The sequence below is a fragment of the Methylobacterium iners genome (assembly GCF_022179305.1).
Lineage (GTDB): Bacteria > Pseudomonadota > Alphaproteobacteria > Rhizobiales > Beijerinckiaceae > Methylobacterium > Methylobacterium iners.
Window position 1 is genome coordinate 18416 of sequence record NZ_BPQP01000072.1, and the last position, 21353, is coordinate 39768.

The window sequence follows — 21353 nt, forward strand, 5'->3', positions numbered from 1 at the left end:
GCGGTCCTGGGTCTCACGGCTGAGGCCTTCTCAACGCCTGGTCCTACTGATCCTTTTGCCCCTGTCGAGGACGCAGCGACTGCGCAAGGCGTTCGATGCCCGCAATCTCTGCCTCGTCGTGTGCGTCGGGCGCTTTTGGCCCTTCCTGCTCGCGATCCTGATGCATGATGCGGCTCAGCAAAGGTGGGGCCGCTCGCCCGTACTCCTCCAGCAGCGAGCAGGCCTTGATCAAGGCCTGAATCTTCGCCTTGGAGGGTGGTCGTCCCAGAAACTGCGCACTCAAGAGCTGATCCGCCAGCTGCTCAGCCATGTGCGCGACCTGGTCCAGCCGATCGTGCTCAGGAGGAGTGACGGTCCCTGAAGCTTGCTCGCTCACTCCAGATCGCCCTTCTCCATCAAGTGCTCGGTGAGGGCCGCCGCCTGCCCCACTCACGAGGAGATCGTTAAGGTCACAACCCCGGCCGCGCCAGCCGCGAAGAGGGCATCGAGTTCAGCGTGGGCATAGCCGGCGCGCTTGAGCGCGAATGCGGCTCCGACAATGAGCAGCATGCCGGTCAACGCGAACAACCGTGACAGCGCTGATCCCATTCGTTCGCTCCTAGTTTCCTGAGGCGCATCTCGACGCCCTCGCACGTACGATCGATGAGGCTTGGCCTGCTACATCTGACAGCGGATATGGGCTATGGCCTTGTCGTTCTTCGCATAGCCACGTCTGGGCGCTTCTGACGTTTCCTCCAGAAGCTCGAGGCTCCGCGTCTCGTCGAGCCGCAGCAACTTCCAGCCCGTGCGTTCGCCGCTCTCGCTACCTCCTCGGACTTGCCACACCCGCATCACTGCGTTGCCGTCCGAGGTGGTTCCACACGCATGAACCTCAACGACGCGGGTATAGCCGTCGTACCGGATCTCAAGCCGACGCTTCTCCCGCAAGGCTTGGCAGGCGGTTTCAACGCGCATTAGCTGCCTTCCTCGGTCTGACCCCGGCCTGCGCCATACTTCTCGGGACTAAACACAAAACCGGGTGACTTAGGCCCAGCCGTCAAGTTGCACGGCCATACCGGCTGCCCCGTGGACAGGGAGTGCAGCAGATACGGTGCGCCTTTAGCAGCTGCCCTTCAGCACACGCGAGGGCTGTGCGTTGCTATCCGCAGCCTGGCCACCGTTTGCCTCGTGCGAGTGGTTCACGGTGTTCCAACCCCACACGATGCATCCGATCCAGGAAGGCCTTCACCGCAGGCCAGTACCGGCCGCCAAACAAAGGATCGATCCGAGGAAGGCCTTGCCGCTCGAGCACGATGGCTAGGTCTGACCAGGCCCAGCTGCGCTCAGGGCCAAGAATGCAAAGCGCGATCTCACTCTCGTCTGGGAAAAGGCATGAGGGTTCTGATGTCCGCGGCACTCTTCGAGGAGGCACTCTGACGTCTCTTTCCCACTTTTGGGCTTCTCAATGAGCGCTCCTCGGGCTTGGCCCGGTGGCGTGCGGACGGATCTAACCCGGCCCGAGCGTAACCTCGACGCTTGGGTTCACTACAGCCGCGGCAGGTGGCTTGGTCGCGATCGCGTCGGCTAGCAGGTTCAGGCGGCGGGCGAGGTCGGTGATCTCGTTCAAGGCGACTGCCTTCTCGCTACCCTTCACCGCCCGTGTGATGTCGCTGATCTGGACCTTCGCCATATGGGTCAGCTGGGCGGCGATCTGCTGCTTCGTCAACAAGGCGGTCTCAAGCTCCCTACAGGATGACCGAGGTGGCCTAGAGAGACAGGGTTACCGCGTGGTTCCTGCGCCTCAGGTTGGTCCTCCACCAAGCCAGCGATCAGGCGCCATAGCTCCTGATGCTCAGGGCCACGCCGCTCAGCGCCAAGAAAGTCCGGGATCGCGCAGTCCGTTACGTGGCCACCTGAGGCCTCGTTGGCACGGTGGCGCACGAACACCGACCCGCTGGTAGAGCCGCGCACCAAATGCCAGGTGTCACCGTTCTCGCTGACGTACAGCGGCCGCTCATTCAGCATGGGCTCGCAACTCCGACAGAGGCTGAAACGCCAGCAAGAGCAATAATCCGGCCGCCATTACGCTGTGGCGAACAAACGACCGTCACCTGCCTATCGGCCGTCTGCAGACACCCGGATGGAGTCATAGCACCCGCCACCACACTGTCCTCACTAGGTGATCGAGGCTTCGTACTACGCGCGATGGGCAGCTGAGTGGGGCGGCAAAACGTGTTGCGCCCGTGTTGCATGGACCAGGCGCCGGTCATTTGTAACTCGTTGTAAAATCAGGGTTCGTGTTGCAACGTGTTGCAAATCCTATCGGTCACCGAAGAAACACGAAAAAGCCCGCTAAGTCATTGACCTAACGGGCTAAAATCTTGGTAGCGAGGGAGGGATTTGAACCCCCGACACAAGGATTATGATTCCTCTGCTCTAACCAGCTGAGCTACCCCGCCACGACGTTTCGCGGCCCTTGAGGAGGACCGCGATCCGCAGGATCGGCGGTATAGGGAAACCCGCCTTTGCGTGTCAACGGCCCGTCAGAGCTCGGTGCCGAGGATCTCGGCGACCTGGGGTACGTCCTTGTCGCCGCGGCCCGAGAGGTTGAGCACCATCAGGTGGTCGGCGGGCTTGGTCGGCGCGATCTCCAGGACCTTGGCGAGGGCGTGGGCCGGTTCGAGGGCCGGGATGATCCCCTCGAGCATGGAGCAGAGCTTGAAGGCCTCCAGGGTCTCGGAATCCGTGGCCGAGAGGTAGGTGACGCGGCCGGCCTCGTGCAGGTAGGCGTGCTCGGGGCCGACGCCGGGATAATCGAGGCCGGCCGAGATCGAGTGCGCGTCGGCGATCTGGCCGTCGGCATCCTGCAGCAGGTAGGTGCGGTTGCCGTGCAGCACGCCGGGCTTGCCGCCCGAGAGCGAGGCGGCGTGAAGGCCCGAGGCGATGCCGTGGCCAGCCGCCTCGACGCCGTAGATCTCGACCTCGCGGTCGTCGAGGAAGGGATGGAACAGGCCCATCGCGTTCGAGCCGCCGCCGATGCAGGCGATCAGCGAATCGGGCAGTCGCCCTTCGAGGGCCAGCATCTGCTCTCGTGTCTCGCGGCCGATGATCGACTGGAAGTCGCGTACCATCGCCGGGTAGGGATGGGGGCCCGCCACCGTCCCGATGCAGTAGAAGGTGTCGGCGACGTTGGTGACCCAATCGCGCAGGGCCTCGTTCATCGCGTCCTTGAGGGTCTTGGTGCCCGATTGCACGGGCACCACCTCGGCGCCGAGCATCTTCATCCGGAAGACGTTGGACGCCTGCCGCGCCACGTCGACGGCGCCCATGTAGACGACGCATTTCAGCCCGAAGCGCGCGCAGAGCGTCGCGGTGGCAACCCCGTGCTGGCCCGCCCCCGTCTCGGCGATGATCCGCGGCTTGCCCATGCGGCGGGCGAGCATGATCTGGCCGAGCACGTTGTTCACCTTGTGCGAGCCGGTGTGGTTCAGTTCCTCGCGCTTGAAGAAGAGCTTGGCGCCGTAGCCCGGCGCGGAGCGCTCGCGCAGGTAGGCCGTCAGCCGCTCGGCGTAGTAGAGCGGGCTCGGGCGGCCGACGTAATGGGTCAGGTGACCGTCCATCTCCCCCTGGAACGCCGGGTCGGCCTTGGCCGCCTCGTAGGCGGCCTCGAGGTCGAGGATCAGCGGCATCAGCGTCTCGGCGACGAAGCGGCCGCCGAAGATGCCGAAGCGGCCGCGCTCGTCCGGGCCGGTGCGGAAGGAGTTCGGTGCGGGCGCGATGGTCACGGGGCTCGTCCTTCGAGGGTCTTGGGATGCGTCGATGGGTGCCTAGACCCGGGTCGGGTCCGGCCACAATGCGGCGAAGGCGCCGATTTGTGAAATCCTTACGTCGGAACCGGACGGAACGGTTGAGCTTGCGCGCGGTTGTCGAGCGATTGTTTCACCGGAGTCCGCGCGCATGACGCTGCTGAAATGGGCCCTCATCTGCTTCGTGATCTCCCTTCTCGCGGCGGGCCTCGGCTTCACCGGGATCGCCTCGGGCGCCCGCTCCCTGGCGCGCATCCTGTTCGGTTTGTTCCTCCTGCTCGCGATCGTCATCGTCGTGGTGGCGCTCGCGATCGGGCAGGCGATCTTCTGAGCGGATGACGGGCGCGATGCGGGAGAAGACGATGCGGGGAAAGACCTGCCTCGTCACCGGAGCCACGTCGGGGATCGGCTACGAGACGGCGCTCGGGCTGGCGCGCGCGGGCGGGCATGTCGGCCTCGTCGGCCGCGATCCCGCCCGCGTCGCACAGACCGCCCGCCGCATCCGGGCGGAGGTGCCGGACGCCGGCCTCGACACCTTCGTGGCCGATCTCTCCGATCGGGCGGACACGCGTCGGCTGGCGGAGGCCGTGCGGGCGCGCCTCGCCCGGCTCGAGGTTCTCGTGAACAATGCCGGGGCGATCTTCGACAGGCGCGAGATCACGGCCGACGGCGTCGAACGCACCTGGGCCCTCGACCATCTCGGCTACGTGCTCCTCACCCTCGAATTGCTCGACCTCCTCAAGGCGAGCGCCCCGGCCCGCATCGTCAACGTCGCCTCGGCGGCCCATGCCCGCGCCCGGATCGATTTCGGCGATGTGCAGGGCGCGCGGTCCTACGGCGCGGTGAAGGCCTATTCGCAGGCCAAGCTCGGCAACGTGCTCTTCACCTATGCGCTGGCGCGGCGGCTCGAGGGCACCGGCGTCACCGTGAACGCCCTGCATCCCGGCGTCGTGGCGACGGGCTTCGCGCGGGACACCGGCGGCTGGTTCGGGATCGCCTGGAGCCTGATCCGTCCCTTCCTGATCAAGCCGGCGGACGGCGCGGCGACCTCCCTGTTCCTCGCGACCTCGCCGGAGGTGGAGGGGGTCAGCGGGCGCTACTTCGCGAGGTGTCGGGAGACCGCGTCCTCCGCCTACAGCCGGGACCCGGACGTCCAGGAGCGGACCTGGGCGCTCAGCCTCGTGCAGCTCGGTTTGCCGGCCTCTGCCGCGTCGCCGTCCGGTCACACCTGAGGGACGCGCCGCAGGAATCAGGCGGCAACTTGAACCCGATCTCAGCCAAGCGTGGCCCCATCCGGTCCAAGCCCGGCTAAGGCCTGCAGATCTCAGCGGATCCCTGCACGATTTGCACGCAGACGATTTGCACGCACCTGACCCGATCGTCCCAATATAGCCAAGCTTACAACAATCGGCCGAGTGTTCGTTCGTATTCCGGGCGAGTTCGATGCCGCCCGATGAATGATCCGTTTCGGAACGATACTTCGTGTACGGAATTGTTGCTGGCGATAACAGCTTTGGAGGAGCAGCCCATGAAACTCTCGATGATCGCCAGCGCCGCGGCCATTCTTGCGCTCACCGCAGGAACGTCCCTGGCCGCACCCTGCAACACCGGCTCCACGGCGGGTCAGCAGACCTCGAACGATAGGAATTCGCGGGTCGATCCGGGCGCCAAGAACCTGGCCGGCGGCCAGCAGCCGGCCTCGCCCGGCACCGTCGGCGCCATGAACAACGTCGGCGCCAACCAGGGCCTCGGCGAGAAGCAGGTCGCCAACACCGTGACGGACAAGGGCCGCGAGGACCCCGCCAGCAAGAACCTCGCCGGCGGCCAGCAGCCGGCCTCGCCCGGGACGGTGGGTGCGTTGAACAACGCTGGCGAGAATCAGGCGCTCGGCAAGAAGGACGACAATTGCTGACCCATCCTGCAGCGGGCGAGTGATCTGCCCGCGCAGGATAGGCCCGTCGTGACCCCGTCGCGGCGGGCCTTTCCATGCCGATGGCCTCCGCCTCGGCGTCACTCGAGCGCCGATGCCCGGCAGGCACGCCTGCTGCCCGAGGAGCGGGCCCGTGCCGATCGGCCGCCCCGAGGCTCCCGCGCCCCTTGGATGCTCTTGCCCCAGACCAGCCCGTCGCCAGGGCATCGGCCATGGCGGCTTGATTTTCCCAGTCGATCCCGCATCCAACCGTGCGGTGTCGGTGTAGCGATGCCGTGACGTCGGAGACGGGATGACGGTTGCCAGGGCCACGACAGCGATGCCGTCACCCGCCCTCGATCTGGAGAAGGCGCTCCTCGCCTGTGCAAGCGGAGACAAGGCGGCCCTGCGCGCGATCTACGACAGCGAGGCCGCGCAGATGCTCGGTGTCGCGCGGCGCTTCCTTCCGCGCTCCACCCTGGCCGAGGAGGTCGTCCACGACGTCTTCGTCAAGATCTGGCGCAATGCGGGGGCCTTCGACCCCGCACGGGGCAACGCCAGGGCCTGGATCTACACGATCCTGCGCCACCACGCCCTGAACACGCTTCGCACCGAACGGCGCATGGACCTGACCGATGACTTGGAACCCTTCGGCCTCGTCAGTCACGAGGAGGGTCCCGAGGCGGTCGTCATGCGCTTGTCCGAGACCAGCCGCCTCCGGCTCTGCCTCAACGCGCTCGAGCCGAAGAGGCGGGAGATGATCGTGCTCGCGTACCTGCAAGGTCTCACGCACGGGGAGCTTGCCGGCCGCTTCGGTGTTCCCCTGGGAACGATGAAATCCTGGATTCGACGCTCGCTGGCAGTTCTGAAGGACTGCATGGCATGACGGGCTCAAGCCACAACGAGACCCTGGCCGCGGAATACGCCCTGGGCCTGCTCGAGGGAGAGGGTCTCGCCCAGGCGGAGCGGCTGAACGCGGAGGACGAGGGTTTCAGCCTGTCGGTCGCCGCCTGGCGCGCACGCTTCACGGAGCTCGACATGACGGCGAGCCCGGCGGTACCCGGATCGGGGCTCTGGGAGCGGATCGCGGCAAGCGTCGTCCGGGGCGACGCGGCGGCGCCTCAACCGGTGGCATCGCCCACCCAGATCCGGCGCGAAGGACCGTCCTTCCTCGCGAGGCTCTGGGCGAGCTTGCCCCTGTGGCGCGCAGCGGGGCTCGTCGCGACGGCCGCCGCCCTCGTGCTCGCCCTGGCCCTCGCCGCGGCCTCGCGCCGAGGGAACGAGCCGGTCTACGTGGCGGTCCTGATGACGGACGCGGCCACGCCCGCGGCCATCGTCAACGCCTATCGCGATGGACGGGCGGAGCTGATCCCCCTCGAACCCATCCCGGTGCCCGAGGGCAAGGCGCTGCAGATCTGGACCCTGTGGGATCGCGAGCGCGGACCGGTCTCCATCGGCCTCCTCGATCGGGCCCGCTCCGTGCCGCTCGGAACCGAGCGGCTGCCGGAGACGCGTGCGGACCAGCTGTTCGAGATCACGCTCGAACCGAAGCAGGGCTCCCCGACGGGCCGTCCGACCGGGCCGATCCTGATGAAGGGTCTCACTCACGCCCCCCTCTGACGTCCCAGGGTCGCGGCCCGGCCGGATCGCACGCTTGTGAGGAGCCCCATCGAGAAGGTTGACGGCGCGTTAACCATACCGGCCTAGCTTCTGTATGATTTCATACGTAAGTTGCAGGATCGCGATGACGACACTGACGATCCTGGACCCGGTGACCGGCAGATACGTCACCATTCCCATGCCGCCGAAACCGACGAAGCCGAACGCCCGACCTCGAACCTGAACACGACGGCATGACCGACGCCCATCTCTGCATCGGCACGTTGAGGGAGCTCGCCAGCCTCCAGCCCGAGGCGTCGGAGGACGAGATCGACGCCGTCCTGCATGGGCACCTGTGCAGCCGGCTCGACGACGCGGCGCGCCTCGCGCTCTTGGACTTCGTCAGCAACGAGGCCGATTACGAGGCGCTCGGCAGCCCGACGCTCCACGCCTTCTGGCAGCGGGTCCTCGTCGTCGTGATCGACAAGCACCGCGTCATGACGCGCGCCTCGGCCTGACCGGGCCTTACGACGCGCCCTCAGCCGATCAGCGTGTGGATGCCGACGACGAGCGCGGCACCGAGGACCGCCAGGCCGAGCAGGTGCAGGCTGCTGGCCTGATCCACGGAATCCACGTCCTGGCCGACGCGATGGACAGACTCGTTCGCCTGGCCGCCGGTTCGGGTCTGGTTAGGTGCCGGATACACACGGGCGTTCATGAACCACCTCCCTGGCTGACGAACGATCAACCTCGCAGCGCGCGCATGGTTCGCAGGCTCCAATGTCGTCGGCCTCGGTCGGGTGAGCACGCAACACGGACCCAAGGCCGTCACCCCTTCTTTCGCAGCGGCCTCACGAAGCTGGTCCCGGCCTGCGTGAAGCCCGTGGCCTCGCGGAAGGCCTGCAGGGCAGGCTGATCCGGCGGCGCCAGAAGCTGGAGCTCATCGCAGCCGGCGAGCCGAGCCGCCTGCGCGGCGGCCTTGAGGAGCAGCCGGCCGACGCCGCGGCGGCGATCGTCGGGAGCGACCAGGAGCAGAGTGATCTGCGCGACAGGGGCGGCGGCCGCGATCGTCCGGTACCAGTGCAGGGCGATGACGCCGCTCGGCGGTCCCCACTCCGTCGCGATCAGAACGGCGCCCTGCTCGTGCCGCAGGGCGCCCAGTCGCTCGGTCAAGTCGCTTGCCGGGATCGACAGACCCGCCGTGCCCAGGAGCCCGGCGAGGCCGGGCGCGTCGAGGCTCGTCGCCGAGCGGATCTCCAGGCCGTATCGGCTTCCCAAGGCTCGAACCTCACCACGCGGCCGCACGAAGCTCGACTCCCCCGCACCGGGCCAGGGTAAGCCAGATAGGGCAGGCAGGCCGCTGCCCGGAACATGAAAGCACTCATCCCGTTGGCTCGCGAACAGGGAGCGAAGCGAATGATCGATGTCTCTCAGCTCAAGGAACACGCCGACGTGATCGGCTCGGACGGCGTCCATGTCGGCACTGTCGACGGCGTGGAGAACGGCGAGATCAAGCTGACCAAGACCGATCCCGCGGCCGGCGGGCTGCATCATTACATCCCGGTCGACTTCGTTCAGACCATAGAGGGCATGACAGTGCGGCTCGACCGGCCGGCCGACGATGTCAAGCGGGAATGGTCGACCTCCTGACGGGCAGCCGCACGACAGGGGGAGACGCGGCGATGGCGGAACTCGACGCGAAGCGCGAAGAGATCGCGGGCCTGATCGCCCAGGAACTCGGCCTCGGCGATCTGAGCAGCTTGAATCCGTCCGAGCGCGCGACCGTCGATCAGCAGACCGCCGAGACCATCGAGGGCTGCGGTGATGACGCGGCCGAGCCGGCGGATTGCACGGAGGCGACGCTTCGACTCCGGCAAGTGCTGAAGGAGTACCGCGACCTCGAGACGCTGCGCTCGGACGAACTCGACGCGCGGCTGGCCGAGGAGGGCGAAGTGTTCGCCCGGGAAGACGACGCCTGACGCGAGCGACCGGAAGCGGGCAGGAGGTTTGACCTCCCGCACCGGGTCCTCAGAGCGCCTCGATCTCGGCAAGCAGCCGGTCCGGAAGGGTCAGTCCCTCCGTGGCGGCGCGGGCCCGGGCGGCGAGGCGGCGGCTGCCGGGCAGGCGTGCCCCATCCTGATCCTCGATCATCGCGGCGAGCTGCGCGAAGCGTTCAAGCGCATCCTCTGCGAAGGCGGCGGCATCCAGCACGATGATCAACTGGCCGGTGGCCGGCGGATCGCCCTCGGCGTCGAGGAACGAGGAAGCCTCCGCCGCGAAGCGTGCGCCGACGAGGCCGGCGGCGAGCAGTTCCACCATCAGCGCCAGCGCCGTGCCCTTGGCGTCGCCAAGCGGGATCATGGTGCCCGCCAGCGCCGCCGCCGGATCGGTCGTCGGCCGGCCCTCCGCATCCACGGCCCAACCCTCGGGGATCGGCTCCCCCCTCTGCTTGGCCGCCACGATGTTGCCCCGCGCGACCTTCGACAGGGAGAGGTCGACGACGATCGGCGCCCGGCCCGGCAGTGGGCAGGCGAAGGCGATCGGGTTGGTGCCGAAGACCGGCCGCGCGCCGCCCCAGGGCGCCATGGAGGCCGGCGCGTTGGCGAACAGCAGCGCGACGCAGTTCTGCGCAGCCAGCGCCTCGACGGGTCGTCCGGCGGCTCCGCAATGATGCGAGCGGCGGAGGGCTGCTGCGGCGATGCCCTGGGCACGGGTCATCTCCGGCAGCTGCGCCACGGCCGCGTCGAGGGCCGGATAGGCGAAGCCGTGGCCGGCATCGATCGCCAGCAATCCGGGGCGTGGTCGGCTGACCGTCACGTCCGCTCCTCCGGCGACCTTTCCGACGCGGACCTGCGCGCAGTAGGCGATGAGGCGCATGAGCCCGTGGCTCGCCAGGCCGTCGGCCTCGGCGCCGACGAGCGCCCGCGCCGTGCTCGCGGCCGCCTCTCGCCGAACGCCGCAGCGGATCAGGGTCTCCTCGGCCAAGGCCGAGGCTTCCGTGAGGGTCAGGACCGGCATGGAGATCTGGAACCGAGGGGAGGGCGCTCCGCAATGGCGGGCATCACCTCTCTATGGCGACGGCCCTCGCGATGCGGAAGGGGTCGCCCTCGATATCGTCGGTTCGTGCAGGACGGCCGGTTTCTCGCCAGCCATTCGCGCACGTCGCGATCGCGACGCGGGATGTGCCCAGCTCGCTCAGCGAATGGCCGCATCCGCTTCCAAGGCACTGCGGCCCCGGAGAATGCCCCCGCTATGCGGGCCGCCGATCTCGGCGGCTACCGAGGCCATCCCCGCATGCTCGCTTCGGTCGACGCGCCTCGCTTACGGCGAGAAGCTGAAGAGGGGGCTCCCGGGACCCGCCGCTTACCGAGCGGAACCACCCTCATCCCGAACCCCTCCCCGCAAAGGGGGAGGGAGGAGTGCCGAACCGAATTACTTCAGCAGGTTGACCAGCGCCTTGCCCGCCTTGGACTTCAGCTCCTTGGCATCGAGGGTGCCGTCCTTGTCGGGGTCGGCCAGGGTGAACAGCGCCTGGGCAACGCCGAGATACTCCTTCTTGTCGAGGGTGCCATCGTTGTCCGGGTCGGCATCCTTCATGTCGGCCTTGCTGATGCGGCCCTTCAGCTCCTTCTTGTCGAGGGTGCCGTCGGCGTCCTTCTCGAGCTTGTCGAAGGTGGCGCTTGCGACCGCCTGGACCTCCTTCAGGTCGATGGTGCCGTCGGAATCCGTGTCCACCATCGCAATGACCTTGTTCGCAGGAGCCGCGAAAGCGGCCGGTCCGGCGACGAACGAGGCGGCGAGAATGGCGGCTGCGACGGTCTGATGGAAATTCATGCTTCAACTCCTTGGAGAGGCCGACAGCCTTAACATAGGTCAGTTATCGGGCAAGGCGAGATGTTGCGCTGCAATATGCTGAAGTCGGGCATCCCCAGCTTCGATCTCATCAGTGCCGACAAGGCCATGGGGGCTGCCTGAAGGATCTAGATTGATAACGTATTCACCTCGAACGGGTCATGGGGCGGGGGAGCCGAGTGGTCGAACCGACTGCCGGCGCATCGCCCGGGGATGGCGCGAGGCGGCGGTTTCGGTCCGCAAACGAACGCGCTATGCCTCACCGGCCGCGGCGTTTGATTGCGGGTGAGGGAGGTGGGGCGTTGAGTCAGCGGGGAGGGCGCTTCATCCTGCTCGCCGCGTTCGTGGGACTGGGGGCGGCGCTGCTGGCACCGGCCACCGGGTTGGTCAGCCTGCCGGCCGCGATCGGCAGCCTCAGCCTCGACGCCGCGCCCCTCCTAGCGGGGATCCGCGAAACCGTTCGTCCCCCCGCGCCTGAGCGCCCGCACCTGCCGGCGCAACGCAGCGTCGTCGAGGAGGGACGCGTCGTGGTGCGGCTCGACGAGGCCGAGCGCACGCGCGTGGGGCTCGAGACGATGGTGGCCGCGGTCGAGCCTCACCGGGAGGAGATGCAGGCCTATGGCAGCGTCCTCGACCTCGCCCGCGTCACCGACCTCACCAATTCCTACGCCGCCGCCAAGGCGGGGCTGCAGACGGCGCAGGCCCGGGCCGACGTCTCCCGCAACGCCTATCTGCGCGCCAGGAACCTCGGTCCCTACGCGACGACGGTCCAGGTCGAGACCACCGAGGGCACCTTCCAGACCGATCAGGCCGCGCTCGCCGCCGCCGAATCGCAGCTGCGCACGCTCGCCGCCACCGCCCAGCAGGAATGGGGGCCGGTGATCGGCCGGGCCATCGTCGAGCGCTCGCCCGTGATCACCCGCCTCATCGAGCGCGTCGAGTTCCTGGTCCAGGTGACGCTGCCGCCAGGCGAGACGCTGAAGGGCGCACCGACGAGCGCCTTCGCCGAGGTTCCACCCCAGAGCGAGCGGATCGCCCTGCGCTACGTCTCGCCTGCGACGCGCACGGACCCGCGCATCCAGGGCCTGAGCTTCTTCTACACGGTGGCGGGCGACAGCGGCTTCCTGCCCGGGATGAGCATGCTCGCCTTCCTCGCCTCCGACCGGACCATCAGGGGCATCACCGTGCCGGAGGACGCCGTGGTGCATTGGGGCGGACAGACCTGGATCTATCGCGGGGTCGGGCCGAACGCCTTCGCCCGCCACCCGCTCAAGGGCGACGGACCGATGTCGGCCGATGCCTACGTGATTGAGGACCTGCCGGACCGCACCGAGATCGTGCTTCGCGGCGCCCAGGCGCTGCTCTCCGAGGAGATGAAGGCCCAGCTCCAGGTCTCTGGTGGCGCGGACGACGACTAGCGTGACGCCGATCTCCGGACCTCAGGCGGCCCTCGTCGCCTTCGCGGTGCGCTTCCGCGGCGTCGTGCTCGGCCTCGCCCTCGCGCTCGCCGGCTTCGGCATCTACCGGCTGGGGGATGCCAAGTACGACGTCTTCCCCGAATTCGCGCCGCCCGCCGTGGTCGTCCAGACCGAGGCGCCCGGCTTGAACCCGGAACAGGTCGAGGTGCTGGTCACCCAGCCGATCGAGGTCGCCATCAACGGGCTGCCGGGCCTCGCGACCCTCCGCTCGAGCTCGATCCAGGGCCTCTCGGTGATCACCGCCACCTTCGGGGCCGGCAGCGACGTCTACCGGGCCCGCCAGCTCGTGACCGAGCGCCTGACCGCGCTCGCCGGCCGCCTGCCCCAGGGCGTGCGGCCGCCGGCCATGACCGCGCTCACGTCGGCGACGAGCACCGTGCTCCTCGTCGGCCTCACCTCGCAGGCGCGCTCCCCCCTCGACCTGCGCACCCTCGCCGACTGGACCCTGCGCCTGCGCCTGCTGGCGGTACCGGGCATCGCGGAGGTCTCGGTCTATGGCGGGGGCGTGCGCTCGCTGCAGATCCAGGTCCGGCCGGCAGACCTGATCCGGTTCCGCGTCGGCATGAACGACGTGCTCGCCGCCTCGCGCCTCGCCACGGGGGTGCGCGGCGCCGGCTTCGTCGACACGGCCAACCAGCGGGTGACGCTGCAGACCGACGGCCAGTCCCTCAGTCCCGAGGCGGTGGGGCGCACGGTTCTGATCAACGAGGGCGGCGCCAGCGTGACGCTTGCCGACGTCGCCACCATCCTGGAGGCGCCCGAGCCGCCGATCAGCGCCGCCCTGGTCGACGGGGTGCCCGGAATCCTCATCATGGTCGGCGCGCAATACGGCTCCAACACCCGCGAGGTCGCGGCCCGGGTCGAGGCGGCACTGGCCGAGCTGAGACCGGCCCTGGAGCGGGAGGGAGTCGTCCTGCGCACCGACCTCTTCCGGCCGGCGAACTTCATCACCACCGCCAACGGGCACGTGCTGCAGGCGCTGGCGCTGGGCGGAATCCTCGTCGTGATCGTGCTGTTCGTCTTCCTGTTCGACTGGCGCACCTGCGTGATCTCCTGCACGGCGATCCCGCTCTCGCTGCTCGTCGCGGTCCTGGCGCTCCAGGCATTCGGGGAGAGCCTCAACACGATGACGCTCGGGGGGCTCGCCATCGCCATCGGCGAGGTGGTGGACGATGCCGTGATCGGGGTCGAGAACGTAGTCCGGCGCCTGCGCGAGAACCGGCGGGCCGGCCTGCCGGTCCCGGAGGGGAGGGTGGTCATCGACGCCCTGCTCGAGGTCCGCACGGCGGTGGCCTACGCGACCTTCGCGGTGCTCCTCGTGTTCCTGCCGGTGCTCGCGCTCTCAGGGATCGCCGGGGCGCTGTTCGGCCCGTTGAGCCTCGCCTACATCCTCGCGGTCATCGCCTCGCTCGCCGTGGCGCTGACCCTGACGCCGGCGCTCGCCATGCTGCTCCTGACGGGGCGGGGGACGGGGGACACCCGCGATCCGGCCGCGATGCGCTGGTCGCGCGCGGCCTATGCCGCGCTACTGACCCGGATCGGGCGGGCGCCGCGCCTCGTCATCGCGACGGGCGCGGTCCTGACGCTCGCCGGCGCTGCGATCGTGCCCTTTTTCGGCAGCACCTTCCTGCCGGACCTCAAGGAAGGGCACCTCATCCTGCACATGGCCGCCGCGCCCGGCACCTCGCTGCAGGAATCGGCCCGGCTCGGCACCCGGATCACGCAGTCGCTGCGCGAGATTCCCGGCGTTCGGGCCGTCGCTTCGCAGATCGGGCGCGCGGAGGTGGGCCAGGATACGGCCGGCACCCATTACAGCGAGATCCATATCGACCTCGAACCCGGCCTCGACGGCGCCGCCCAGAAGGCGACGGAGGAGCGCATCCGCACGCTGATGGCGGGGTTTCCCGGCGCGGCCTTCTCCCTCAAGACCTTCCTGACCGAGCGCATCGAGGAGACGGTGGCGGGCGCGCCCGCGCCGGTAGTGATCAACGTCTTCGGCACCGATCTCGGCCGAATCGAGGCGGCGTCCCGCGATATCGCCCGCGAGCTCGGGGAGGTGAGGGGGGCCGCCGACGTCGCTCAGAGCTCGCCGCCGGGGCTGCCGCAGATCAACGTCTCCTTACGCCCGAACGATCTGCGCCACTGGGGCCTCTCGGCGATCGAGGTGATGGAGGTGGTGCGCACCGCCTACCAGGGCGACACCGTCGGCCAGACCTACGAGGGCAACGCCGTGTTCAACGTCCTCGTCATCCTGGACATCCAGGCACGCGGGCGGCTCTCGGCGGTGGGCGACCTGCCGCTACGGACCTCGAGCGGGCGCTACATCCGCCTCGCCCAGGTCGCCGACATCTACGAGAGCTCGGGCCGCTACCAGGTCCAGCACCAGGGCGCGCAGCGCGTGCAGACCGTCACCGCGAACGTGCGCGGCCGCGATGTCGCCGGCTTCGTCGCTGAGGCGCGCGCCAAGATCGCCCGCGAGGTCGTCCTGCCCACCGGCGTGTATCTGGGCTTTGCCGGCGCCGCGGAAGCCGAAGCACGGGCGCGGCGCGACCTCCTCGTCTATTCGGGCGTGGCGGGCCTCGGCATCCTGATGCTGCTCGCCGTGGTCACGGGCTCGGTGCGCAACCTCATCCTCGTCCTCGTCAACCTGCCCTTCGCCTTCGTCGGCGGCGTGCTGGCGGTGGCGCTCACGGGCGGAACCCTCTCGATCGGCTCCATCGTCGGCTTCGTGACCCTGTTCGGCATCAGCTTGCGCAACACCATCATGATGGTCTCGCATTACGAGCACCTCGTCGGCGTCGAGGGGCAGCCCTGGAACGCGGAGACCGCCGTCGCCGGAGCGGCCGACCGCCTCGTGCCGATCCTGATGACGTCGCTCGTGACCGGGCTCGGCTTGCTGCCGCTGGCGCTCGGCGCCGGCGAGCCCGGCCGCGAGATCGAGGGGCCGATGGCGCTCGTGATCCTCGGCGGCCTCGTCACGTCGACGGTGCTCAACCTCCTGATCCTGCCGACGCTGGCGCTCCGCTACGGCCGCTTCACGGCTCCGGAGGGCAGGGGGCTCGAGCCCCTGCCCGGCACGGCACAGGGGTGAAAGCTCCCGGTCTCGCCGCCCTGCGCCGGCTCTGGGCAGAGTGGGGTGCGCCCTCGCCCGGGCGCCACCGCCAGCGATCGCCTGCTGGCGGCTGCGGGTCCTTCGAGGTGGCGCTGCCGGCGATCACCCTGGAGACGCCCGCCGGCCAGCGTCGTCTCGAGCGACGGACGCTCGCCGTCGAGGCACCGCCGATCGAGACGGTGACCGGGGTCCGGGCCGAACTCAGGGCGGGCGCCTACACGGCCTTGGGCCATCGCTGGATCGACCATGTCCGCGTCGCCCGCGAGGATGGGACGGCGCTCGTGGAGGGGACGGATTTCTCGGTCGACCGGATCACCGGACGGCTTCGGAGCCGGTGCGACGCGCGCGTCGAGGTCGCCTACGACTGGGGTCGCCATCGCTACGATGTCATCGCGCTCGACCCGGCAAGTGGGCGCGTCGACCTCCTGCGCGGGCCGGACCGGGTGAACGATCCGAACGAGCATATCCCGGTCCTGCCCGGGGGTTGGACCGCACTCTTCCACGTCTACGTGAACCGCGATTTCTGCGAGACGGTGGCGACCCACGAGTGGCGCGGGCTGGTGCGCCGCGGCGAGGAGGAGGCTCACCGGGCCTGGGCGCGGGAGTCCCGGACCCGTTTTCCCCGGACCATGCAGCGCCTTCGTGCCGGGCAGCCCCTGGTCGTCGCCTCCTACGGCGACTCGACGGGTGCGCTGGGCGAGGGCGCCGACATCACCGCCGCCGGAGGCGCCCGCGACACGGTGGCGTTCTGGGCCGGCTACCCAGAGGACACCCTCGCCCGCCTCGACCGGATCGACGGCCCGCTTGGGCCCGGGGCGCATACGCGCGACGGCTGGAACTGGCGGATCGTGCTGGGTCTTAAGGCCCGCTACGGCGCGTCCTGCAGCTACCGGAACTGGTGCATCGGCGGCACGGTCATCGGCCCTGAGACCGTCCTCGAAGGCCGCCCCGGCGGCCTCGATCCGGCCCGGCTCGAACGCTTCCTGTCCGCGGAGTGGGATCTCGCCCTCATCCAGTTCGGCGGAAACGCCATCGACCCGAGGCGATATGGCGAACGCTACAGCTACGACTGCACCCTGACCCTCCTCGAAGCCATACGCCGGACCGGCCGCGAGGCGATCGTACTCGGATTGCCGCGGCTGAACCCGTGCTCGTCACCGGCCTTCACGCGGTCCTGGCAGCGGGTGAACCGCCAGATCGTTGAGGCCGCGCGCACGGCCAGCGTCGCCTATGTCGACTTCGCGGCGATCGCAGGCCCGGGACGCGAGGGCGGCCTCGGCCTATCGCCCCTTACGCTCGGCGAGCAGAACCTGTTCAACCATCCGGGCCTCTACGAGCACGCAAGATACGCCGCGTATGTCCTTGAGATCTTTGGGAACGAAGGATAGCGGGGCAGGGCGATCGGACAGGGTTGCATCGGGCACAGGCCGCGAGATGGAAGTGGGCTGATGCCGTCAATCGATCAGTTCCATCGACCCGTTCGGACACGGGTCCGGCATTCGCATAAGATATATTATGGAACCTGATTGGGCTTGCGCGCGGGTGAGGGGGGCTCGTTGTCGTAATCCGTAACCGGCGCGATGGCCGGCGCCGGCTGCAACTTGGCTGTCCGTGTCGCGTAGTCGAGGCGGCGGTACCTTCGCGATCAGGACCAGCCCAACACCCGGCTATCTCCGCCCGCCCTCATCGGCGCCCTGCCCCGACAGCGAACCGATCCTTAACACCTGGAGCGCGAAGTTGTCGCCCTGGCGCGATGCGCCGGTTGAACGAGACTTACGCGATGCTGCACGCCCCGATCCTGGCTCATCGCCGGCTCGTTCCCGACGACGCACCCCTCGAACTCGCCGTCGTCATCCCGACGCGCAACGAGGCAGGGAACGTCGCAGCCCTGCTCACCGCCCTTGAGGCTGCCCTCGGCGACATCGTGTGGGAAGCGATCTTTGTCGACGACGATTCGCCGGACGGCACGGCCGACGTCATTCGCGAGATCGGACGCACCAACATCCGCGTCCGCGTGCTGCAGCGGATCGGCCGCAAGGGCCTCGCCTCGGCCGTGGTGGAGGGCATGCTCGCGACGGCGGCGCCCGTCCTGGCGGTGATCGACGCGGATCACCAGCACGACGAAACCTTGCTGCCGCGCCTCTACGCGGCCGTCCGCATGGGCGGACACGACGTGGCGGTGGGCTCGCGCTACATCGAGGGCGGCGGCGTCGGCCAATGGGAGGCCCGCCGCCATGCGGGGAGCCGCTGGGCCACCGCCCTCGCCCAGCGCCTGCTCGGCCGTTCCAAGATGGACGGTCCTATGATCGGCGATCCGATGAGCGGCTATTTCGCGATCTCCCGCGACGCTTTCCGGGAGGTTCTGCCGAACCTGTCGAGCGTCGGCTTCAAGATCCTGCTCGACATTCTCGCCTCGGCGCCCCGACCCCTGAACGTCGTCGAGCTGCCCTATGTCTTCCGAAACCGCACGGTCGGCGAGAGCAAGCTCGACCTAATGGTGGCTTTCGAGTACCTCGAGCTCCTGCTCGACAAGACGCTCGGCCGCCTCCTGCCCCTGCGTCTCATGCTCTTCGCTGTCGTCGGCGGCCTTGGCCTCGCCGTCCACTTGGCGGTACTAGGCATCGCCCTGGGGACCGGCCTGACGGCCTTCGCCACCGCCCAGGCGCTCGCCGTCGGCGCGGCGATGACCTTCAACTTCACGCTGAACAACGTCTTCACCTATCGCGACCGGCGCCTGCGCGGCCTGCGCCTCGTCACCGGGCTCCTCAGCTTCTACGGGGTCTGCCTCGTCGGCGCGGCGGCCAATGTCGGCGTCGGCGCCCTCGTCTACGATGCCCAGCATGTCTGGTGGCTGGCGGGCGTGGCCGGCGCGGTTATCGGCGCGGTGTGGAACTTCGCGGCCTCCTCGGTGGTGACGTGGCGGCGCTGACGGCGCTTGGCGCCGGCCAGTTTGAGACGCGGTTCGCAGGCTGGCCGGCGGTGTGGGCGCGGGCACTTCTGGCAGCGCTCGCCGTTTTGGTGATCTACGGCATCGCCGTCGGCATCCCGCCAGAGGCGCTCCCCGCCCCTGCCGAGGCGGCCGATGCCCTCCCCAATGATTCGGATCTCCGTCTCTACAGGGCCATCGCCGGCCGTGTCGCCGCGGGTGAGGATTATTATGCCGCCGCAGCCGCCGAGCAGCGCAGCCGCGGCTATCCGTTGAAACCCTTCATCACCGTGAGGCTCCCGACGCTGGCCTACCTCGTCACGACGCTCGGTCCGGAGACTGCGCTCTTCCTCCTGCGGGGACTGGGCCTTCTCGCACTCGGCATCCTCGCTCTCCGCCTGCGTAAGATCCTCCCCACCGGCCCGCTTTGGGTCCTGTGCCTGTGGGCCGCGGCGGTCGGCGCCGCTCCGGCGCAGTTGCTGAAGCTGGTGCCTCTCCACGAGGCCTGGGCGGCCCTCCTGCTCGTCCTCTCGCTCGTCCTGCGCCGGCCAGGACGCTACGGCTTAAGCCTTGCCCTGGGCTTCGCCGCCTTTGCCGTGCGCGAACTCGCTCTGCCCTATCTTTTCGTCATGGCCGTCCTGGCGTGGCGGGACGGCGAGCGGCGCGAGATGCTGGCCTGGATGGCGGCGATCCTCGCCGCGGCCGCCGTGCTCGGCGCCCACGCCCTTATGGTGGGAGGCGTCGTGACGCACTCGGATGGGGTTTCGCCGGGATGGACGCGGGTGGAGGGCTGGCCGCTCATTCTCGCGATGGTCGGCGGCTACAGCCTGCTCCTGCTGCTGCCCTCGCCCCTCGTCGGCGTTCTCGTGCCCCTCTGCCTGCTCGGCTGGGTCGGCTGGCGGCATCCGCTGGCGGAGCGCGCGGCGCTGACGCTCTGCGGCTACGCCTGCGCCTTCATGATCGTCGGCCGTCTCGACACCGCCTATTGGGGGGTCCTCATCGCGCCGCTGTTCCTGACCGGACTCGCCCTCGCGCCGGCGGCGCTGCGCGATCTCTGGCAGGCCGCAGGGCTCCGATCGACGTCTCAGACCTCAAGCGTGACGCTAAGCCCATCATAAGCCGGTACCACGTTCGACGGCAGCTTGGCGGCCAGTTCCGTATAGTCGAGATCGGTGTGGAGGTTCGTCAGGATCGCGCGCCGCGGCCGCAGATCCGCGATCAGGTTCAGCGCGTCCGACACGGAATAATGGGTCGGGTGCGGCGTCTCGCGCAGCGCATCGATGATGAGGAGGTCGAGGCCGCGCAGGCGCTTGAGGCTCGCCTCCGGCATCAGGCTGACATCGGGCACGTAAGCCGCCGGCCCGAAGCGGAAGCCGTGCGCGGCCTCGTTGCCGTGCTCCACGCGGAGCGCTGTCGTCTCGACCGGGCCGCCCGCGCCATCGATCGTGACGGGTTCGCCCTCGGCGAGGTCGTTCATGTCGAGGATCGGCGGGTATTGGCTGCCGGGCGGGGTCGCGAAGCAGTAGCCGAAGCGCATTTCGAGGAGCGCACGGGTCTCGGCATCGGCGTAGACCGGAATGCGCCGCCGCATGTGGATCACCAGCGGGCGAACATCGTCGATGCCGTGGGTATGATCGGCATGGGCATGGGTGAACAGGACGGCGTCGAGGCGGCTCACGCCGGCCGCCAGGAGCTGCTCGCGAAGATCCGGCGAGGTGTCGACGAGGACCGTGGTAATGCCGGCCTCCGCCCGGCGCTCGACGAGGAGCGAGCAGCGCCGCCGGCGATTCCTGGGCTCGCCAGGGTCGCAGGCGCCCCAGCCGTAGCCAACCCGGGGCACGCCGCCGGACGAGCCGCAGCCGAGGAGGGTGAGGGCGAGTTCAGCCATGGCGGGCGCCCTCCCCGGTCACGCCGCGGCCTTGTCGAACAGGCGGTGGAAATTGGCGGTGGTGAGCGCACAGAATTCCTCGAACGGCAGGTCGAGGGTCGCGGCGAGCGCGCGGGCGGTGTCGGCCGTGTAGGCCGGCTCGTTGGTGCGGCCCCGGTACGGCTCGGGCGCGAGAAAGGGCGCATCGGTCTCCACGAGCAGGCGATCGCGGGGCACGCGCGCGGCGATGGCCCTGAGATCGTGCGAGCGCCGAAACGTCACGATGCCGGAGAAGGATATGGAGAGGCCGAGCTCGACCCCAACCTCGGCCAGCCGCGCTCCGGACGAGAAGCAATGCAGCACCGCCTTGAACGGGCCGCGGCGCATCTCCTCGACGAGGATCGCCTCCATGTGATGGTCGGCGTCGCGGGCGTGGATGACGAGGGGCAGGCCACTCTCGCGCGCCGCCGCGATGTGAGCGCGAAAGACCCGCTCCTGCACGGCTTCCGGCGCGGCGTCGGCATAGTGGTAGTCGAGGCCCGCCTCCCCGATCCCGATGCAGCGCGGATGGGCCGCGAGCGCGGCGATGTCGGCCGCCGGCACACCCGGCTCTTCGGCAGCGCCGTGGGGATGGGTGCCGACCGTGTACCAGACCTGAGGGTGAGCCTCGGCCAGCACCCGGTAGGTGTCGGCCTTGGCCACCCGCGTCGAGATCGTGAGCATCCCCGTGACGCCGGCCGCCTCGGCGCGGGCGATCACGCCGGGAAGGTCCTGGGCGAAGTCGGGAAAGTCGAGGTGGCAGTGGCTGTCGATCAGCATGGATGT

Annotated in this window: 24 protein-coding genes and 1 tRNA gene; 13 read left to right on the forward strand and 12 right to left on the reverse strand. The window is 69.0% G+C overall.

Features of this window, described 5'->3' with window-relative positions:
• Positions 1 to 43: 43 nt before the first annotated feature.
• The 6 genes from MFF55_RS20730 to trpB form a co-directional block, all read right to left on the reverse strand.
• The gene (locus tag MFF55_RS20730) at positions 44 to 310 is read right to left on the reverse strand and encodes a hypothetical protein (protein WP_238246009.1); all 267 of its coding nucleotides are present in this window, start codon (positions 308 to 310) and stop codon (positions 44 to 46) included.
• Positions 311 to 429: 119 nt separating this feature from the next.
• Positions 430 to 588: a hypothetical protein gene (locus tag MFF55_RS20735; RefSeq protein ID WP_238246010.1), complete on the reverse strand. Its 159-nt coding sequence runs from the start codon at positions 586 to 588 to the stop codon at positions 430 to 432.
• Between the two features lie 69 nt (positions 589 to 657).
• On the reverse strand, positions 658 to 954 hold the full coding sequence (locus MFF55_RS20740) for a hypothetical protein (RefSeq protein WP_238246011.1): 297 nt from the start codon (positions 952 to 954) through the stop codon (positions 658 to 660).
• 532 nt (positions 955 to 1486) lie between these two features.
• Positions 1487 to 1708: a hypothetical protein gene (locus tag MFF55_RS20745; RefSeq protein WP_238246012.1), complete on the reverse strand. Its 222-nt coding sequence runs from the start codon at positions 1706 to 1708 to the stop codon at positions 1487 to 1489.
• 653 nt (positions 1709 to 2361) lie between these two features.
• Positions 2362 to 2438: transfer RNA gene (locus tag MFF55_RS20750), tRNA-Met, on the reverse strand.
• 84 nt (positions 2439 to 2522) lie between these two features.
• Complete coding sequence (gene trpB, locus MFF55_RS20755; RefSeq protein ID WP_238246013.1) at positions 2523 to 3764, reverse strand: tryptophan synthase subunit beta; 1242 nt, start codon at positions 3762 to 3764, stop codon at positions 2523 to 2525.
• Positions 3765 to 3936: 172 nt separating this feature from the next.
• Between trpB and MFF55_RS20760 the strand changes: the two genes are divergently transcribed.
• The 6 genes from MFF55_RS20760 to MFF55_RS20785 all read left to right on the forward strand — a co-directional run bounded on the left by MFF55_RS20760 (position 3937) and on the right by MFF55_RS20785 (position 7811).
• Positions 3937 to 4116 carry a DUF1328 domain-containing protein gene (locus tag MFF55_RS20760; RefSeq protein WP_238246014.1) on the forward strand — a complete coding sequence of 60 codons (180 nt, stop codon included), beginning with the start codon at positions 3937 to 3939 and terminating at the stop codon, positions 4114 to 4116.
• A gap of 31 nt (positions 4117 to 4147) precedes the next feature.
• Positions 4148 to 5017 (forward strand): SDR family oxidoreductase, encoded by an 870-nt coding sequence (locus MFF55_RS20765; protein WP_238246015.1) that lies wholly within the window; start codon positions 4148 to 4150, stop codon positions 5015 to 5017.
• Between the two features lie 296 nt (positions 5018 to 5313).
• A complete protein-coding gene (locus MFF55_RS20770) occupies positions 5314 to 5697 on the forward strand; it encodes an exopolysaccharide production protein YjbE (protein ID WP_238246016.1) in 384 nt (127 codons plus the stop codon).
• A gap of 310 nt (positions 5698 to 6007) precedes the next feature.
• Positions 6008 to 6580, forward strand: coding sequence for a sigma-70 family RNA polymerase sigma factor (locus tag MFF55_RS20775; protein ID WP_238246017.1), 573 nt, complete (start codon positions 6008 to 6010; stop codon positions 6578 to 6580).
• Entirely contained in the window at positions 6577 to 7314 is a 738-nt protein-coding gene (locus MFF55_RS20780; protein ID WP_238246018.1) for an anti-sigma factor, read from the forward strand. Before MFF55_RS20775 ends, MFF55_RS20780 begins: the two co-directional genes overlap by 4 nt.
• A gap of 233 nt (positions 7315 to 7547) precedes the next feature.
• Complete coding sequence (locus tag MFF55_RS20785; RefSeq protein WP_238246019.1) at positions 7548 to 7811, forward strand: hypothetical protein; 264 nt, start codon at positions 7548 to 7550, stop codon at positions 7809 to 7811.
• Between the two features lie 20 nt (positions 7812 to 7831).
• Here MFF55_RS20785 and MFF55_RS20790 read toward each other — a convergent pair whose 3' ends face one another.
• Complete coding sequence (locus MFF55_RS20790; protein ID WP_238246020.1) at positions 7832 to 8011, reverse strand: hypothetical protein; 180 nt, start codon at positions 8009 to 8011, stop codon at positions 7832 to 7834.
• 110 nt (positions 8012 to 8121) lie between these two features.
• Complete coding sequence (locus MFF55_RS20795; RefSeq protein ID WP_238246021.1) at positions 8122 to 8571, reverse strand: GNAT family N-acetyltransferase; 450 nt, start codon at positions 8569 to 8571, stop codon at positions 8122 to 8124.
• Positions 8572 to 8709: 138 nt separating this feature from the next.
• Here MFF55_RS20795 and MFF55_RS20800 point away from each other — a divergent pair, with 138 nt between their 5' ends.
• Positions 8710 to 8943 (forward strand): DUF2171 domain-containing protein, encoded by a 234-nt coding sequence (locus MFF55_RS20800; RefSeq protein WP_238246022.1) that lies wholly within the window; start codon positions 8710 to 8712, stop codon positions 8941 to 8943.
• A complete protein-coding gene (locus tag MFF55_RS20805) occupies positions 8928 to 9272 on the forward strand; it encodes a hypothetical protein (RefSeq protein WP_238246023.1) in 345 nt (114 codons plus the stop codon). Before MFF55_RS20800 ends, MFF55_RS20805 begins: the two co-directional genes overlap by 16 nt.
• 49 nt (positions 9273 to 9321) lie before the next feature.
• On the opposite strand, the gene MFF55_RS20810 is transcribed toward MFF55_RS20805, so the two are convergent.
• Together MFF55_RS20810 and lanM are read right to left on the reverse strand one after the other, a co-directional pair.
• Positions 9322 to 10311 (reverse strand): Ldh family oxidoreductase, encoded by a 990-nt coding sequence (locus MFF55_RS20810; protein ID WP_238246024.1) that lies wholly within the window; start codon positions 10309 to 10311, stop codon positions 9322 to 9324.
• A 414-nt stretch (positions 10312 to 10725) separates the two neighbouring features.
• Positions 10726 to 11127, reverse strand: coding sequence for a lanmodulin LanM (lanM, locus tag MFF55_RS20815; RefSeq protein WP_238246025.1), 402 nt, complete (start codon positions 11125 to 11127; stop codon positions 10726 to 10728).
• A gap of 320 nt (positions 11128 to 11447) precedes the next feature.
• Here lanM and MFF55_RS20820 point away from each other — a divergent pair, with 320 nt between their 5' ends.
• From MFF55_RS20820 to MFF55_RS20840, 5 genes are all read left to right on the forward strand, one after another.
• Positions 11448 to 12563 (forward strand): efflux RND transporter periplasmic adaptor subunit, encoded by a 1116-nt coding sequence (locus MFF55_RS20820; protein ID WP_238246026.1) that lies wholly within the window; start codon positions 11448 to 11450, stop codon positions 12561 to 12563.
• Between the two features lies 1 nt (position 12564).
• Positions 12565 to 15714, forward strand: a complete 3150-nt coding sequence (locus tag MFF55_RS20825) for an efflux RND transporter permease subunit (protein ID WP_238246027.1) — start codon at positions 12565 to 12567, stop codon at positions 15712 to 15714.
• Positions 15711 to 17123 carry an SGNH/GDSL hydrolase family protein gene (locus tag MFF55_RS20830; protein ID WP_238246028.1) on the forward strand — a complete coding sequence of 471 codons (1413 nt, stop codon included), beginning with the start codon at positions 15711 to 15713 and terminating at the stop codon, positions 17121 to 17123. Before MFF55_RS20825 ends, MFF55_RS20830 begins: the two co-directional genes overlap by 4 nt.
• Positions 17124 to 17515: 392 nt before the next feature.
• On the forward strand, positions 17516 to 18664 hold the full coding sequence (locus MFF55_RS20835) for a glycosyltransferase (protein WP_238246029.1): 1149 nt from the start codon (positions 17516 to 17518) through the stop codon (positions 18662 to 18664).
• The gene (locus MFF55_RS20840; RefSeq protein ID WP_238246030.1) at positions 18652 to 19779 is read left to right on the forward strand and encodes a hypothetical protein; all 1128 of its coding nucleotides are present in this window, start codon (positions 18652 to 18654) and stop codon (positions 19777 to 19779) included. Before MFF55_RS20835 ends, MFF55_RS20840 begins: the two co-directional genes overlap by 13 nt.
• On the opposite strand, the gene MFF55_RS20845 is transcribed toward MFF55_RS20840, so the two are convergent.
• Both MFF55_RS20845 and MFF55_RS20850 read right to left on the reverse strand, forming a co-directional pair.
• Entirely contained in the window at positions 19746 to 20549 is an 804-nt protein-coding gene (locus tag MFF55_RS20845; protein ID WP_238246031.1) for an MBL fold metallo-hydrolase, read from the reverse strand. The two genes, MFF55_RS20840 and MFF55_RS20845, sit on opposite strands and share 34 nt — an antisense overlap.
• Positions 20550 to 20567: 18 nt before the next feature.
• Complete coding sequence (locus MFF55_RS20850) at positions 20568 to 21347, reverse strand: TatD family hydrolase (protein WP_238246032.1); 780 nt, start codon at positions 21345 to 21347, stop codon at positions 20568 to 20570.
• Positions 21348 to 21353 lie beyond the last annotated feature (6 nt).

Excerpts from the sequence above, each read along its gene's own strand:
- MFF55_RS20730 (WP_238246009.1), bottom strand. The coding sequence starts at position 310 with ATGGCTGAGCAGCTGGCGGATCAGCTCTTGAGTGCGCAGTTTCTGGGA.
- MFF55_RS20735 (WP_238246010.1), bottom strand. The coding sequence starts at position 588 with ATGGGATCAGCGCTGTCACGGTTGTTCGCGTTGACCGGCATGCTGCTC.
- MFF55_RS20740 (WP_238246011.1), bottom strand. The coding sequence starts at position 954 with ATGCGCGTTGAAACCGCCTGCCAAGCCTTGCGGGAGAAGCGTCGGCTT.
- MFF55_RS20760 (WP_238246014.1), top strand. The coding sequence starts at position 3,937 with ATGACGCTGCTGAAATGGGCCCTCATCTGCTTCGTGATCTCCCTTCTC.
- MFF55_RS20765 (WP_238246015.1), top strand. The coding sequence starts at position 4,148 with ATGCGGGGAAAGACCTGCCTCGTCACCGGAGCCACGTCGGGGATCGGC.
- MFF55_RS20770 (WP_238246016.1), top strand. The coding sequence starts at position 5,314 with ATGAAACTCTCGATGATCGCCAGCGCCGCGGCCATTCTTGCGCTCACC.
- MFF55_RS20775 (WP_238246017.1), top strand. The coding sequence starts at position 6,008 with ATGACGGTTGCCAGGGCCACGACAGCGATGCCGTCACCCGCCCTCGAT.
- MFF55_RS20780 (WP_238246018.1), top strand. The coding sequence starts at position 6,577 with ATGACGGGCTCAAGCCACAACGAGACCCTGGCCGCGGAATACGCCCTG.
- MFF55_RS20785 (WP_238246019.1), top strand. The coding sequence starts at position 7,548 with ATGACCGACGCCCATCTCTGCATCGGCACGTTGAGGGAGCTCGCCAGC.
- MFF55_RS20790 (WP_238246020.1), bottom strand. The coding sequence starts at position 8,011 with ATGAACGCCCGTGTGTATCCGGCACCTAACCAGACCCGAACCGGCGGC.
- MFF55_RS20800 (WP_238246022.1), top strand. The coding sequence starts at position 8,710 with ATGATCGATGTCTCTCAGCTCAAGGAACACGCCGACGTGATCGGCTCG.
- MFF55_RS20805 (WP_238246023.1), top strand. The coding sequence starts at position 8,928 with ATGGTCGACCTCCTGACGGGCAGCCGCACGACAGGGGGAGACGCGGCG.
- MFF55_RS20810 (WP_238246024.1), bottom strand. The coding sequence starts at position 10,311 with ATGCCGGTCCTGACCCTCACGGAAGCCTCGGCCTTGGCCGAGGAGACC.
- lanM (WP_238246025.1), bottom strand. The coding sequence starts at position 11,127 with ATGAATTTCCATCAGACCGTCGCAGCCGCCATTCTCGCCGCCTCGTTC.
- MFF55_RS20835 (WP_238246029.1), top strand. The coding sequence starts at position 17,516 with ATGCTGCACGCCCCGATCCTGGCTCATCGCCGGCTCGTTCCCGACGAC.
- MFF55_RS20845 (WP_238246031.1), bottom strand. The coding sequence starts at position 20,549 with ATGGCTGAACTCGCCCTCACCCTCCTCGGCTGCGGCTCGTCCGGCGGC.
- MFF55_RS20850 (WP_238246032.1), bottom strand. The coding sequence starts at position 21,347 with ATGCTGATCGACAGCCACTGCCACCTCGACTTTCCCGACTTCGCCCAG.